The 15,605-nt window shown below is 74.9% G+C and carries 8 protein-coding genes; all 8 read left to right on the top strand.

Features of this window, described 5'->3' with window-relative positions; translation table 11 throughout:
* The first annotated feature begins 5 nt into the window (after positions 1-5).
* The 8 genes from ABD343_RS22050 to ABD343_RS22015 all read left to right on the top strand — a co-directional run bounded on the left by ABD343_RS22050 (position 6) and on the right by ABD343_RS22015 (position 15,604).
* Complete coding sequence (locus tag ABD343_RS22050) at positions 6-1,199, top strand: 50S ribosomal protein L11 methyltransferase (protein WP_344530829.1); 1,194 nt, start codon at positions 6-8, stop codon at positions 1,197-1,199.
* Positions 1,200-1,271: 72 nt separating this feature from the next.
* Entirely contained in the window at positions 1,272-1,856 is a 585-nt protein-coding gene (locus tag ABD343_RS22045) for an LmbU family transcriptional regulator (RefSeq protein ID WP_344530827.1), read from the top strand.
* A 127-nt stretch (positions 1,857-1,983) separates the two neighbouring features.
* Positions 1,984-2,199: an MbtH family protein gene (locus ABD343_RS22040; RefSeq protein WP_344530825.1), complete on the top strand. Its 216-nt coding sequence runs from the start codon at positions 1,984-1,986 to the stop codon at positions 2,197-2,199.
* A 4-nt stretch (positions 2,200-2,203) separates the two neighbouring features.
* The gene (locus ABD343_RS22035; RefSeq protein WP_344530823.1) at positions 2,204-10,111 is read left to right on the top strand and encodes an amino acid adenylation domain-containing protein; all 7,908 of its coding nucleotides are present in this window, start codon (positions 2,204-2,206) and stop codon (positions 10,109-10,111) included.
* A 78-nt stretch (positions 10,112-10,189) separates the two neighbouring features.
* The gene (locus ABD343_RS22030; RefSeq protein WP_344530821.1) at positions 10,190-11,500 is read left to right on the top strand and encodes a cupin-like domain-containing protein; all 1,311 of its coding nucleotides are present in this window, start codon (positions 10,190-10,192) and stop codon (positions 11,498-11,500) included.
* Positions 11,500-11,871: a hypothetical protein gene (locus ABD343_RS22025; protein ID WP_344530819.1), complete on the top strand. Its 372-nt coding sequence runs from the start codon at positions 11,500-11,502 to the stop codon at positions 11,869-11,871. Before ABD343_RS22030 ends, ABD343_RS22025 begins: the two co-directional genes overlap by 1 nt.
* Positions 11,868-13,775, top strand: a complete 1,908-nt coding sequence (locus ABD343_RS22020; RefSeq protein ID WP_344530817.1) for an ABC transporter ATP-binding protein — start codon at positions 11,868-11,870, stop codon at positions 13,773-13,775. The genes ABD343_RS22025 and ABD343_RS22020 overlap by 4 nt, the downstream gene beginning before the upstream one ends.
* Positions 13,772-15,604, top strand: coding sequence for an ABC transporter ATP-binding protein (locus tag ABD343_RS22015; protein ID WP_344530815.1), 1,833 nt, complete (start codon positions 13,772-13,774; stop codon positions 15,602-15,604). The genes ABD343_RS22020 and ABD343_RS22015 overlap by 4 nt, the downstream gene beginning before the upstream one ends.
* The last annotated feature ends 1 nt before the right edge of the window (position 15,605 follow it).

Genomic DNA, 15,605 nt, shown 5'->3' with positions numbered 1-15,605 from the left:
GTCCAGTGATTCCCTGGGACACCACCTCGTTAACCCCCTCACCGGCCCCCGGCGCGGCTCCCTCCCCGCGATTCCTCGCGGCGCTGCGCGACCTGGCCGAGGAGCTTCCGCACCACCACTACACCGACAAGGCCGTCGCGGCGCTGCTCGGCGCCGCCGACGGCACCGACCTGCTGCGCAACTCCGCGCTCTACGCGCTCTGGTCGCGCGACCGGGTCACCGAACTCGCGGGGGAACCGGCCGGGTTGCTCACCCAGCTCTTCTTCCGCAACGGCGAGGTCCCGGCCGCGGCCTGGTCCCGCCGGCTCTCGGCGCGGCTGCGCACCGCGCTCGACACCCTCGGACTCGTCGAGGAGCACCCCGGTGCCCCCGGAGCCGGGGGAGGGCCCGTGCTGACGGCCCGGGCGGCGCTCTCGCCGTACGAGGACGGGTACTACCTGTCCGACCCGCTCTTCGCCTGCCGCGCCGTCTCGCACGGCTATCCCGCCATGGCCGGGTACACGGCCGAGGGCCTCGACCCGGTGATGCCGCCCCATGCCAGCACCCTGCGGCTGGCGGCCCACCGAGGCGAGCACGGCGGGCGGCTGCTCGACGTCGGCACGGGTTCCGGCGTGCTGGCGCTCGACCGGGCGCACCGGTACGAGGCGGTCGCCGGGGTGGACATCGACCCGCGCGCCGTCGGCTACGCCCGGCTGAACGCGCGGCTCGCGCACGTCGAGGCCGCCTTCGAGGTCGCCGACTTCCGCGAGGGCCTCGACGCGTTCGGGCCCGTCGACCACCTGGTCTTCAACGCGCCCGGGCGGGCGCCCCTGAAAGGAGACGGCAACGCGGACACGGCGCACCCGCTCAGCGCGGAGAAGCTGCTCCAGGACATCGCGCGGCGGCTCCCCGGCGTGCTCGCGCGGCCCGGCGGGGTCGCCGAGGCGCTCGTCATCGTCGCGGTCCCCGGCCGCCACCCGGACGCCGCGGCGACGGTGGACGAGTGGCTGGCGGGGACGGAGAGCACCGCGCGCCTGACGGTGACGGAAGTGCGGGACCAGGCCCTCAGCATTCCCGCACAGGCCATCGAGAAGCTGCGAATTCAGCCCGGCTGTCTGCTCGCCAACGGCAGAGAAGACGCCGAGTCACTCATCGCAGCACTGAAAGCGGCCGGAATACGCGAGGTCACACCGGCCATCGTGACAGTCGTACGCGACTGACCGGCCAGGCAATACCACTATCAGTGAAAGGCGGATAGTGCAGTGAACGGAAAACCGCACACTACTGCCAAGGTGCTGAAGCGTCGCACCAGCCTGAGCTTTCCGAGGGCAATTCCCCTGGACACCTGGATCGCTCTCGGACAGGAGATATTCGTCGTCGCCGACGCCTCCGCCTGGTGGCTGGGCGACTGGCTGATCTACGGGCAGAACCGCTACCCCGACCGCTACCGCAGGGCGATCGAGGCGAGCGCCCTGCACTACAAGACCCTGCGGAACTACGCCTGGGTGGCACGGAAGTTCGAGGTGTCCCGTCGACGGGACACCCTCAGCCTCCAGCACCACGGCGAGGTCGCGGCGCTGCCGCACGACGACCAGGAGGCCTGGCTCGACCGCGCCGAGCGCCTGAACTGGTCGGTCAGCGAGCTGCGCAGACGGGTCAAGGCCAGCAGGATCGGTCCCGTCGCCGGACCCGCGGGGGGTTCGGCGACCGTGACCGTGAAGGCTCCGGCCGAGCAGATGCGCCGCTGGCAGGACGCCGCCTCACGCGTCGGCTCCACGCTCGACGAATGGATACAACGGGTCCTCGACCGCGAGGCCGTGGAACTCCTCGACCCCGGGCAGCTCATGGCGGCGGCACCCCAGCTCTCCCCCTCGTAGAGCGCCGCAAAGAGCCGACTCGCAGCGTCAGCGGGAACCTTGACTGGCTTGAGAAGCCATAAATAGCATCCGCTGGCGCCGGCCCGGCTTTGCTTCGTCACAGGAATTACAGGAACCGAGGAACAAGATGCCGAGCGAAATAGACCAGTACACGGTCGTCGTCAATCACGAGGAACAGCACTCCATTTGGCCCGCCGCCAAGGAAATACCCGACGGATGGCGCGCCGAGGGATTCAGCGGGGCCCGGGAGGACTGCCTCGCGCACATCGAGAAGGTGTGGACCGACATCCGGCCGCTGAGCGTCCGCGAGTCCCTCGGGGCGCCCGCGGCCCAGGAGGTCTGACGCGATGCCGGACCGGGCTCTGCTCCACGAGCTGATATCCGAGCAGGCACGCCGCACCCCCGGCCTCCCGGCCGTGGTCTGCGGCGAGCGGGAGATCGGCTACGCGGAACTGGAGGAACGCTCCCAGCGCCTCGCCCACTACCTGCGCCGCCGCGGCGTGCGGCAGGAGACGGTCGTGGGGCTGTGCCTGGAGCGCGGGATCGACCAGATCGTCGCGCTGCTCGCGGTGCTCAAGGCGGGCGGCGCCTATCTGCCGCTCGACCCGGAGGACCCGCCGGAGCGCGTGGCCTTCATGCTCGGCGACGCGCACGCGCCGCTCGTGCTGAGCCGGTCCGGCATCACCGACGACTGGGACACCGGCGCCTGCGCCGTGGTCCACCTGGACGAGGCCGCGGACGACGTCGGCGCCTGCCCGGCCACCCCGCTCACGGGGGGCGGGGTGCCGGGAGGCGCCGCCTACGTCATCCACACCTCGGGCTCGACCGGCACCCCCAAGGGCGTCGTCGTGCCGCACCGCGCCGTCGTCGCGCTCGTCCGCGCGCAGCGCGAGCTGTACGCGCACGGGCCCGGCGAGCGCGTGCTCCAGCTCGCGCCCGTCCGCTTCGACGCCAGCGTCTTCGACCTGTCCCTCGCGCTGTGCAACGGCGGCACGCTCGTCCTGCTGCCGCCCGGCACCGTCGGCTCCGGCAGCGACCTGTTCCGGGTGCTGCGCGACCACGGGATCACCACCGCGGCCGTGCTCTCCGCGGCGCTCCAGTCGCTGCCGGACGGCGAACTGCCCGCGCTGCGGCAGGTCGTCTCCGGCGGCGAGTCCGTCCCCGCCGAGATCGCCAACCGCTGGTCGGCCCGCGCCGCGTTCTTCAGCGCGTACGGGCCCACCGAGGCCACCGTCATCTCCACGAGCTGCCCCGTGACCGCGCCGCTGGACGCGCCGCCGCCCATCGGCACCGCCATCCCCGGCGACACCGTCCACCTCCTCGACGAGGACCTGAACCCCGTCGGGCCCGGCGAGCGCGGCGAGATCTGCCTCGGCGGCGCCGGCGTCGCGCACGGCTACGCCGGGCGTCCCGCGGCCACCGCCGAACGGTTCGTGCCCGACCCGTTCTCCGCCGAGCCCGGCGCCCGGCTCTACCGCACCGGCGACTACGGCCACCGCGACGCCGACGGCACCGTCACCTTCCTCGGCCGCGCCGACGACCAGGTGAAGATCCGCGGCTTCCGCGTCGAACTCGGCGAGGTCGAGGCGCGGGTGCGGGCCGTGCCCGGCGTCCGCGAGGCCGCCGTCGTCGCCCGCGAGGACACCGCGGGCGGCAAGCGCCTCCTCGCCTACGTGGTGCCCGCCGCCGGGGACGGGCGCGAGGGCCGGACGACCGAACGTACGGTCAAGGACGCGCTGCGGGAGACGCTGCCGGGGTACATGGTGCCCGCCGCCGTCGTCGTCATGGACGCCTTCCCCACCACCTCCGGCGGCAAGGTCGACCGCGCGGCGCTCCCCGAACCCGCCGCCGAACGCGCCGGGGGCGAGGCGGACGCGCCCCTCGACGGGCCGCTCCAGGAGGCCGTCGCCGCCCTCTGGGCCCAGGTGCTCGGCGTCGCCCCGCCCGGCAAGGACGACGACTTCTACGAACTGGGCGGGCACTCCCTGCTCGCCGCGCAGGTCATGGCCCGGGTGCGCGACACCTTCGGCGTGGACCTGCAGATCTCCGCGCTGCTGGAGGGCCCGACCGTGGCCCGGCTCGCCGCGCGGGTCGAGGAGGCCGGCGGCGGCGTGCGGGAGGACTCCCGTCCCGCACGCCCCGCCGCCTCCCAGGGCCCCGTACGCCGCTTCGACGGCGACCTCGCCGCGCAGGGCGGGCTGCCGCTCTCCTTCGACCAGGAACGCCTCTGGTTCCTGAGCGAACTCGCCCCGGGCCAGCCCTTCTACAACGTCGCGCTCGGCTTCCGCCTCACCGGAGCCCTCGACCTCGACCAACTGCGCGGGGCGCTGGGCGCCCTCGTCGAACGGCACGGGGTGCTGCGCACCTCGTTCGCCCGCGTCGACGGCGTCCCCCTGCAGTACGTGCACCCGGCGGCGCCCGTCACCCTGGAGGTGCACGAGGCGGCGGACCTCGCCGCCGCGCACGAGACGGCGCGCGGCTGGCTGCTGACCCCCTTCGACCTGGAGACCGGACCGCTGGTCCGCTACCGGCTGCTGCGCCTCGCGCCCGACGAGCACGTGCTGGTCTTCGTCGTCCACCACATCGTGGCCGACGGCTGGTCGATGTCCCTGCTCTGCGAGGAGCTGGGCACGCTCTACGCGGGCGGCGAACTGCCGCCGCTGCCCCTCGCGTTCGCCGACTATGCGCACTGGCAGCGCGAGCACCTCCAGGGGCCCGCGCTGCGCGAGCTGACCGACCACTGGACGGCGCGGCTCGACGGGCTCGCGCCGCTGGAGCTGCCCACCGACCACCCCCGCCCCGCCGCCCTCAGCTACGCGGGCAGGCGGCTGGAGTTCGCCCTGCCCGACGCGCTCGTCGAGGGGCTGGAGGCGGTCGCCCGGCGCGGCTCGGCCACTCTGTTCATGGTGCTGCTCACCGGCTTCGACGCGCTGCTCAGCCGCTGGTCGGGGCAGACCGACATCGCCGTCGGCGTGCCCGTCGCCGGGCGGACGCACTCCTCGCTCGAATCCCTCATGGGCTTCTTCGTCAACACCCTCGTGCTGCGCACCGACTGCGCCGGGGACCCCACCGTCCTGGAGCTGCTGGAGCGGGTGCGGGGCGACGCGCACGGCGCCTTCGACCACCAGGAGCTGCCGTTCGAGAAGCTCGTCGAGGAGCTGGCCCCGGCCCGCGACCTGAGCCGCAACCCGCTCGTCCAGGTCCTCTTCCACGTCGCGGGCGCGCGCGAGGCCGGCTCCGGCGGGCTGACGCTGCCCGGCATCGGCGTCGAGCCCTTCGAGGTGGACGTCCTCACCACGCGGCTCGACCTGGAGATGCAGGTCGCCCAGGACGCCACCGGCTCCTGGTCGGGGCAGCTCGTCTACTCCACCGAGCTGTTCGACGAGCCGACCATGCGGCTGCTGTGGGACCGCTACGTCCGCGTCCTCACCCAGATCGCCGCCGACCCGGAGGTGCCGCTCTCCCGGCTCGACATCCTCGCCGAGGACGAACGCGAGCGCGTCGTCCACGGCTTCAACGCCACCGGCCGCGAGGTCCCCGCGCTCCCGCTGCACCGCCTCTTCGAGGAGCGGGCGCGCCGCGACCCCGACGCCGTCGCCCTCGTCCACGGCGCGGAGCGCGTCGGCTACGGCACGCTCGACGCGCGCGCCGAGCGGCTCGCCGGAGCGCTCCGCGAGCGCGGCGCGGGCCCCGAGGACGTCGTCGGCGTCTGCCTGGAACGCGGCATCGACGCGGTCACCGCGCAGCTCGCCGCGCTCAAGACCGGTGCCGCCTTCCTCCCGCTGTCCCCGGCCGACCCCGCCGACCGGCGCGCGTACATGCTGCGCACCGCGGGCGCGCGGCTGGCCGTCGCCGCGCCGGGCGAGCCCGCCGACTGGGCCGGGCAGGCCGGCTGCGCGGTCGTCGCGCCGGACGCCGCGCCCTCGGCCTCCGGCACCGAGGAGGCGCCTCCCGCCGCGACCGGCCCCGGCAACTGCGCGTACACGATCTTCACCTCGGGCTCCACAGGCCGCCCCAAGGGCGTGCAGGTCCCGCACGGCGGGATCGTCAACATCGCGCTGGCCTCCGCCCGCTCCTGGGGCATCGGCCCCGGCACCCGCGTCGGCCAGGCCGTCTCCCCGGTCTTCGACGTCGCCGTCCTCGACGTGTACGCGGCGCTGCTGAGCGGCGCCGAGCTGCACCTCGCGACCGCCGACGACACCACGGGCGACGGCCTCGCGCGCTTCGTCCGCACGACCGGCGTCGAGGTCCTCCAGACCGTGCCGTCCCTGTGGTCCACGGTGGACCCGGACTCCGGCGCGAGGCTGCGCTGCCTGGTCATCGGCGGCGAGCAGCTCCCCGCCGAGCTGATCCGCCGCTGGCGGGGCCGGATCGACGAGGTCCACCACGTCTACGGGCTCACCGAGCTGTCCGTCATCTCCACCGAGGGCGTGTGCGTGCCCGGCGAACTGGACGGCGTCCAGGGCCCGCTGCCCATCGGCGGCCCCGTCGACAACACCCGCGTCCACCTCCTCGACGAGCACCTCGCACCCGTCGCCGTCGGCGTGCGCGGCGAGCTGTACGTCGGCGGTACGGGCGTCGCGCGCGGCTACGCGGGACGGCCCGCGCTCACCGCCGAGCGCTTCCTGCCCGACCCGTTCTCGCCGCACCCCGGCGCCCGGATGTACCGCACCGGGGACCACGGGCGGTGGCGCGAGGACGGCACGGTCGAGTTCCTGGGCCGCGCCGACGACCAGGTGAAGATCCGCGGCTTCCGCGTCGAGCCGGGTGAGATCGAGGCCGTGCTGCTGCGCCACCCGGGGGTCCGCGAGGCCGTGGTGACGGTCCGCGAGGACACGCCGGGCGACCGGCGGCTCGTCGCGTACACCGTGCTCGACGGCGCGGCGGACGAGGCGGGGCTGCGGGCGCACGTGCGTGCCGCGCTGCCCGACTTCATGGTCCCGGCCGCCTTCGTGACGCTCCCGGACCTGCCGCGCACCACCAGCGGCAAGGCCGACCGCCGTGCCCTGCCCGCGCCTCTGGCACCCGCGACCGCCGCCCCCGACGCCGCCCCCGCCGGGGCCGTCCAGGAGGCGGTGGCGGGGATCTGGTGCGAGGTGCTGGGGGTGGAGTCGGTCGGGCTGGAGGACGATTTCTTCGCGTCGGGTGGTCATTCGCTGCTGGCGGCGCAGGTGATCTCGCGGGTGCGGGAGGTGTGCGGTGTGGAGCTGGAGCTGTCGGCGCTGCTGGAGTCGCCGACGCTCGCCGACCTCGCCGAACGGGTGGCTGCGGCGGGCGGACGCGTCGCGCACGAGGGCGGCCCGTCCCGGGTGTTCGAGGGCGAGCTGACCGGCCGCACCGACCTGCCGATGTCCTTCGGGCAGCAGCGGCTCTGGTTCCTCGGCGAACTCACCCCCGGCCGGCCGTTCTACAACGTCGCCCTCGGCTTCCGGCTGCGCGGCCCGATCGACGTTCCCCGGCTCGCCGCCGCCCTCGACACCGTCGTGGAACGGCACGCCGTGCTGCGTACGGTCTTCGCGCGCGTCGACGGCGTCCCGCGCCAGATCGTGCGCGACGCGCGGCCCGTGGAGCTGCCCGTCGTGGACGTCGCCGACGCGCACGAGGCACGCGAGCAGGGCGAACGCTTCGGCCGTACGCCCTTCGACCTCGCCGCCGACCAGCTCCTGCGCGCCCGCCTCTTCCGGCTGCGCGCGGACGAGCACGTGCTCGTCGTCGCCTCGCACCACACCGTCGCCGACGGCTGGTCGCTCTCGGTGATCTGCGACGAGGTCGAGGCGGCCTACGCGGGCCGCGAACTGGTCGCCCTCGCCCTGCAGTTCGCCGACGTCGCCGCCTGGCAGCGCGACCGGCTCACCGGCGAGGCCCTGGCGGAGCTGAACGGCTACTGGCGCGAGAGGCTCGACGGGCTGCGCCCGCTGGAGCTGCCCGCCGACCGGCCGCGCCCCGACACGCTCACCTACGTCGGCCACCGCCTCGACGTCGAACTGCCGGGCGACCTCGTCGCCTCCCTCGACGGGGTGGCCAAGCGGGGCTCGGCGACGCTGTTCATGGTGTTCCTCGCCGCGTTCGACGCGCTGCTCAGCCGGTGGGCCGGGACCGACGACATCGCCGTCGGCGTGCCCGTCGCCGGGCGCTCCCACCGCGAGCTGGAGAAGCTCGTCGGCTTCTTCGCCAACTGGCTCGTCATGCGCACCGACTGCGCGGGCGACCCCACCTACCTGGAGCTGCTGGAGCGGGTGCGCGGGGTCGTGCACGGCGCCCTCGACCACCAGGACCTGCCCTTCGAGAAGCTCGTCGAGGAACTGGCCCCGGCCCGCGACCTGAGCCGCAACCCCCTCGCGCAGGTCCTCTTCCAGGTCGTGCAGCCCACCGACGCGGGCTCCGCCGCCTCCGCGCGGCTCGGCCTCGACGGGGTCGGCGTCGAGCCCTTCCACCTCGACCTGGTCACCACCCGCGCCGACCTCGAACTCCACGTCATCGAGCGGGAGAACGGCACCTGGTCGGGCCTCGTGGTCTACTCGCCCGACCTCTTCGACGAGGTCACCATGCGCCGCCTGTGGGGCCGCTACGTCCGGGTGCTGCGCCGGATCGCCGCCGACCCGGAGACGCCGCTCAGCGCCCTGGACCCGCTGCCCGACGAGGAGCGCGACCTGGTCCTGCACGGCTTCAACGAGGGCCCGGCGGGCCGCGCCGCGCACCCGCCCGTCCACGAACGCGTGGCCGCCCTCGCGGAACGTACGCCCGACGTGCCCGCCGTCGTCGCGGGTGACGCGCGGCTCACGTACGCCGAACTCCTCGCTGCGGCGCGGGACGCGTCCGGACGGCTGCGCGCGCTGGGCGCCGGAGGGCCCGGCACCGTGACGGCCGTCGCCATGGAGCCCGGCACCGACCAGATCGCCGCACAGCTCGGCGTCCTGCTGACGGGCGGCGCGGTCACTCTCGTCGACCCGGACCTCTCCCCGGCCCGCCGCGAGGCCGCGCTCCGCGCCCGCGGCGCGGACGTCCTCTTCGGCCCCGGCGGGGAGACGAGGGTGCTCGCGCGCCCGGCGGACACCGGGAACGGCGCCGCCGCCGACAGCCTGCCCGGCGAACCGTCGCCCGGTGGTTCCGGCGAACCGTCGTCCGGCGGGTCCGGCGAGGCCCCCGCCGCCGGTTCACCCGGCGAGCCGCCCGCGTCCGTGCCCGTGCCCGACGGGTTCGGGTCCGGGCCGTCCGGGGCGGACGGGGTCGCCGGATCCGGTGGCCTCGGAACCGGTGGCCTCGGGACCGGTGGCCTCGGAACCGGGCCCGCCCCGCCCGGTGCGACCGCGTACGTGCTGCCCGGCGCGGACGGGCGCGGGCCCGTGCTGGTGCCGCACCGGGCGCTGGCCGCGCTCGGCGGCGCGTACGGCGAGCAGGGCCCGGCACCCGGCGACCGCGTCGCGCTGCTGCCGGAAGGGGACGGCCCGGCCGACGCCGAGCGCGCAGCCGTACGGCAGACGTGGGCGGCGCTGGCCGCCGGGGCGACCCTGGTCGTCGCCCCGCGCGAGGCCGAGGACGCCTGGCTGGCCGAGGCCGGGATCACCGTCGCCTTCCTCACGCCCCGCGCCCTCGCGCGGCTCGCCTACGACCCGTACGCGGAGAAGCTGGCGCTGCGCGGCGTGCTCACCGACGCGGGCGCCGAGACCACCGAGGGGCTGCCGTTCCCCGTGCTGCGCCACCACGGACCCGCCGAGCACGGGCTCACCGGCATCGCGGGGCGGCCGTCCCCCGGCGCCCGGGTCTATGTGCTCGACGAGCGGCTGGAGCCCGTGCCCGTCGGGACGACGGGGCGGATCCACTTCGGCGGGGACGCCGTCGCGCACGGCTACGCGGGACGCGCCGCCGCCACCGCGGGCAGCTTCCTGCCCGACCCGTACGCGGGCGTCCCCGGCGCCCGGATGTACGCCTCGGAGGCGCGCGGGCGGTGGAACAACGACGGGACGCTCACGCTCGTGCCCGCCGCGCCGGCCACCCCTGCCGTGGCCACCGGCGCCGCGGCGCCGCGCAACCCGGTGCAGCGCGCGGTGGCGGAGGTATGGGCCGAGGTCCTCGGGCGCGGCCCCGTCGGGATCTACGACGACTTCCGCGCGCTGGGCGGCGGGGAGGCGCAGGCCGAGGCCGTCGCCGCCCGGCTGACCGCCCGGCTCGGGGTCGCCGTCGAGGCGCGGACGGTCCTGGAGCGGCCGACCGTCGCCGAGTTCAGCGCCGACCGCCGCGTCCGGGCGAGCGCCTAGGCGGGCCACGAGGCCCCGCGCCCCGCCCCCAGCGCCCCGCGCGGCGGGCGACCCAGAATCCGCACGAAGAGAGGCAGCATGGCGAAGTTTCACATAGCAGAGATCACCGCGGCCGAGGTGGACGACCGCTTCTGGGAGAAGTACGTCCTGGCCCGGCAGCCCGTGGTGATCCGGGGCATCTACGCCGACGAGCCGCTGGCCGAGGCGGCCACCCTGGACGGGGCGCGGCGGCTGCTGGGCCAGATGCCGGTGCTGATCCAGGACGAGTACACGCGGCAGATCGACTACACCCGCAAGGAGTTCGTCGAGTCGGAGGAGAAGCCGCCGGAGCCGAAGCTCGGCACCCTGGACGAGTACCTGGACGGGTACGGCACGCAGGAGGCCAGCCGCAAGGTCGTCACCGAGTGGGACCTGCCCACCGACGTGCTGCGGAGCTTCACCATCCCGGAGTTCTGCCGCCCCACCACCGACCACCACAGCCTGTATCTGCACTCGTTCATCGCGGGCCCGCAGAACTGGGCGCATCTGCACTTCGACATGGACCAGCGGCACGTCCTGCTCGCGCAGATCTTCGGCAGCAAGGGCGTCGCCCTCTTCCCGCCGTCCTCCTCGCCCTGGCTGCACCCGTTCGGCAATTTCGGGTCGATCTCGCTCCAGGTGATGGAGCCCGAGGAGCGCCGCCGGTTCGTGGAGCTGGCGGGCGGCGCGTACACCGTCATCCACCCGACGGACGCGGTCTACATCCCGCCGCTGCTGTGGCACTACCTCGACTACCTCGACCTGGGCGCCTCGTTCAACGTGCGCTTCGGCCGCAACCCGTACAGCAAGTTCCTGTCGGTGGAGAACTTCCTCGCCGACCAGTACCTCCAGGCCGTCGCCGAGCCGTTCGCGGGCATCGCGCCCGGCGCCGAGCCCTCCGCGGGGCAGCGCGCGGTGCTGGAGGAGGTCATCGGGGCGTTCAACAAGGACTACGACTCGCGGCACGACAAGTACCGCGCCATGCGCCAGGTCTTCCGCGACCTGCACAAGAGCCAGGGCCTCACGCCCGAACTGCCGCTCTTCCTCTTCCCGCTGGACGAGGAGACCGACTTCTACGACGAGATGCGGCTCAACAGCAACTTCCTCTACCGGCCCGGGGTGCGCACCTCGCTGGAGCAGATCGCCACGCCCGAGCCGCCCGCCTCTCCGGCCCAGCTCCAGTCGCTGGACAAGGCCGTCTCGGCGGCGGACTACGGGCCGGAGCTGCTGGAGAAGGTGCTGTTCAACAAGTTCGGCAAGGACAGCCTCGCCGGGCTCGACCGGGAGGAGGCGTCCCGCATGCTCGCCTTCCTCCGTTCCCCGAACGGAGCCCGCCCGGCGGCGGCTCCCGCAGCGCGAGGAGACCGCTGATGACCGAGGCCACCACCCCCGGGGGCACCCCCGAGGGCGCCACGCCCGAAGAGACCGCCGCCGCGCTGCGCGGGCTCGCCCGCGACGTCGTCGTACGCCTCGCCCCCGAGCGCGTCGCGGACGCCGGCGCCCGGTTCGAGCTGCGCGACGACCTGGGCTACGACTCGCTGGCCCTGGCCGAGCTGGCGTTCGCGCTGGAGGAGGTCTTCCAGCTCCCGCCGCTGCCCGGCGAGGAGACGGCGGGCATCAGCAGCGTCGGCGACGTCGAGGAGCTGATCGCCGGGCTGGCCGAGCGCACGGGCCACGTCGTGGACCTGGACAAGGCACGTGACGCGGTCTCCCGGATCACCCCGCAGGGCGGGAGCGCGTGAGGTCAGGCAAGGCGGGCGAGGATCCGAAGGCAGGCGGGGGCCCGAAGGCGGGCGAGGGCGCGAGCCACCGGCGCACCCGGCGGGACCTGTACGCGCTCGCCTGGCGTTCGGGGCGGGGGAGTTCGGTCCTGCTGCTGCTCACCGTGGTGGTGGGCGGCCTCGGCCCGGGCGCCTTCATGCTGCTCGCCGGGATCGCCGTGGGGCGGATCCCGGAGGCGGCGCGGCTCGGCCTGGAGGACGGCGCGGGGCGCGTAGCGGGGCCCGTCGCCGCCGCGGGCGCGGTCTTCCTGCTCACCCAGGTCGCCGGGAAGATCCGCTTCACCGTCGGCGAGATCCTCGGCCAGCGCATCGAGATCACCCTGCGCGAACGGGCCATGCGTGCCTGCGCCGTCGAGGACGGCACCGACCACCTGGAGGACGAGGAGACGCGGGACGACCTCGCGCTGCTCTCCGGCGTCGCGGGCGGCCTGCCGCTGGAACGGGCCGTCGCGGGCCTCGCGGAGGTCAACGCGGCGCTGCTCGGCGCCCTCGGGCCGCTGCTGATCCTGATGTTCTTCCAGGTATGGGCGGGGGCGCTGGTCGGGCTCGCCTGGTTCGCCGCGCGCGCGGTGGCGGGCCGGGAGAACTCCAAGCGCCTGGAGCTGCTGTTCGGCCAGGCGCACGAGATGCGGCGGGCCGCGTACTTCCGCTCGCTCGCCGTCGGCGGCGCGGCCGCCAAGGAGCTGCGGGTCTTCGGGCTGCGCGGCTGGGTCCTGGAGCGGCTCGGCCAGGAGTGGCTGGCCGCCATCCGGCCGACCTGGGCCAAGCGCCGCCCCGGCAACATGAAGATCCTCGGACTGAGCGCGGCGCTCGTCGCCGTGTACGGGCTGGTGTTCTGGGCGCTCGTCGACGGCGGGGTCCACGGTGGCCTGGAGACCGGCGCGTTCGCCGTCTTCCTCCAGGCGCTCATCGGCGCCTCGGCCGTCTCCGGCGGCACCGCCGCCTACGGGCTCGACGTCGCCATGGCCCCGATCGCGGCCGTACGGCGGCTGGAGGAGCGCAAGGCCGCGCACGCGGGACCGGCCCCCGCCCCCGGAGGCGACGGCGGCGGCGCCGCGCGCAAGCCGTGCGCGGGGCTGCCCGCCAAGGCGCTGGAGGCGGACGGACTGACGTTCGCGTACGACCGCGAGCGGCCGGTGCTGGACGGGGTCTCGTTCCGTATCGAGCCGGGCGAGGTCGTCGCGGTCGTCGGCGAGAACGGCGCGGGCAAGACGACGCTGCTGCGGCAGCTCGCCGGGCTCCTCGACCCCGTCGCGGGCCATATCGCGGTCGACGGGGTGCCGCTGGCCGGGCTGGACCGTCAGGAGTGGCGGAGCCAACTGGCCATGGTCTTCCAGGACTTCGCGCGGCTGCCGCTGACCGTCGCCGAGAACGTGCACGTGCTGCGCGCCGCGCCGGACGACGAGGAGGCCCGCGCGACCGTGCGCGACTGCCTGGAGCGGGTCGGCCTCGGCGAACGCGTCGCGCGGCTGCCGCAGGGCCTCGACACCCCGCTCGGCGCCCGGCTCCCGGGCGGCGCCGACCTGTCCGGCGGCGAGTGGCAGCGCCTCGCGCTGGCCCGCGCCTTCTTCACCCTCTCCCGGGGCGCGCGGGTGCTGCTCGTGGACGAGCCCACCGCCAGCATCGACCCGTCCGGGGAGATCGAGTTCTTCGACCGGCTGATCGACGAGACCGAGGGACTGATCCGCATCGTGGTCTCCCACCGCTTCAACACCGTCCGCCGGGTGGACCGCATCCTCGTGCTGGAGCACGGCAGGGTCGTGGATTCCGGCTCGCACGACGAGCTGATGCGCCACGAGGGCCTGTACCGGCGGATGTTCACCGCCCAGGCGGAGCCCTTCGCGCAGGCGGGGGGCGCCCGGTGAAGGGGAAGGCGCCGGCGTCCGGGAAGCTGCGCGGCATCGCCGCGATGGCGCGGCTCGCGCTCGCCAGCGACACGCCGCGCGCCGTCGGCGCCGTCGTGATGACCCTCGCGATCTCCGCGCACCCCGTGGTCGTGGCCCTGTTCATCCGGCAGCTCACCGACGCGGTGGTCGCCGGGCACGCGGACACCGCCATGGGCTGGGGGCTGGGCCTGGCCGCCGCCGTCGCGAGCTGGCTGGCGCTGCTCTGGTACACGTTCGGGCTCCGCACCGTGCTGGAGGAGAAGGTCCGGCACGCCGCCGAGGCCGGGATCGCGGCGATGAGCATGGCCCCGTGGAGCGTCGCGCACCACGAGGACCCGGAGATCGCCGAGGAACTCGCCCTGATCGAGCGGGACGTCAACCGCCTCGCGCAGGTCGTGATCTTCCTGCTGACCCTGCTGGGCGCGCTCGGCCAGCTCCTGTTCGCCGTCGTCGTCCTCGCCGACGTCCACCCCGTCCTGCTGCTCCTCCCCGCCGTGGGCGCGCTGCCCGTCTGGGCGGCCCGGCGCGGCGACCGCTGGCGGCAGCGCTCCCTGGAGCTGGCCGCCGCCGACGAGAACCGGGCCCGCGAGCTGTACGCGGTGGCCTGCGGCGCCGAGCACGCCCAGGAGCTGTCGGTGCTCGGCGCCCAGGCGGCCGTACGCGACCGGCACCGGCAACTGGCGGGCGCCGCGCAGCGCGAGCGCGAGACCGGCGCCCACCGCTCGTTCCGCGTCCAGGCCGACGCCACCGGGCTGTTCGGCGCCGCGTACGCCGCGGCCGTGGCCGTCGCCGTGCTCGCCGCCGTCGCCGGGAAGGCCGGGGTGGGCGACGTGCTGCTCACCATCGCGCTGGCCGCGCAGGTCACGGGCCAGGTCACCATGGCGACCGACGCCGTCACCCAGCTCGTACGGGCCAAGGCGACCGCCGACCGCTATCTGCGCATCGCCGCGCTCGCCGACGGCGACCGTACGGACGGCGCCGAACCGCCCGAGACCGGGGACGGACTCGCCCTGCACGACGTCACGTTCCGCTACAAGGACGCCGCGCGGCCCGCCCTCGACGGCGTGAACCTGCGCGTCGAGGGCGGGCAGACCCTTGCGGTCGTCGGCGAGAACGGCGCGGGCAAGACGACGCTCGCCAAGCTGATGTGCCGCCTCTACGACCCCGACGGGGGCGCCGTCACCTGGAACGGCGCGCCGCTGAGCACGCTCGACCCCGAGGCCTGGCGCTCCCAAGTCTCCGCCGCCTACCAGGACTTCGTCCGCTTCGAGGTGACGGCCGGGCACACCGTCGGGCTCGGCGACCTGCCCCGTATCGACGACACGGGCGCCGCGCGTACGGCGCTGCGCAAGGCCGACGGCGAACGGCTGGAGGACGCGCTGCCCGACGGGCTCGCCACCCCGCTGGGCCGCTCGCACCCGGAGGGCACCGAACTGTCCACCGGGCAGTGGCAGAAGCTCGCGGTGGCCCGCTCGATGATGCGCGAGACACCCCGGCTGCTGGTTCTGGACGAGCCCACCGCCTCCCTCGACGCGGAGACCGAGTACCGGCTCTTCCAGCACTACGCGCGGGCCTCCCGCGAGGTCACCCGGGACGGCCGCGGCATCGTCGTGATCATCACGCACCGGCTGGGCTCGGTGCGCTTCGCCGACCGGATCGCCGTCATGGAACGCGGCACCGTCGCCGAGACCGGCACCCACGACGAGCTGATGGCGGCCGGCGGCCGCTACGCCCGCCTCTACCGCACCCAGGCCGAGGCGTACCGGCTCGACGAACCCCAGCATGCTGAACCGGAAGGAGAGCGGTGAC

Source organism: Streptomyces albiaxialis (assembly GCF_039530985.1).
GTDB lineage: Bacteria > Actinomycetota > Actinomycetes > Streptomycetales > Streptomycetaceae > Streptomyces > Streptomyces albiaxialis.
Note: the sequence above shows the minus strand (reverse complement) of the source record. Positions and strands in the feature narration are given on the sequence as shown.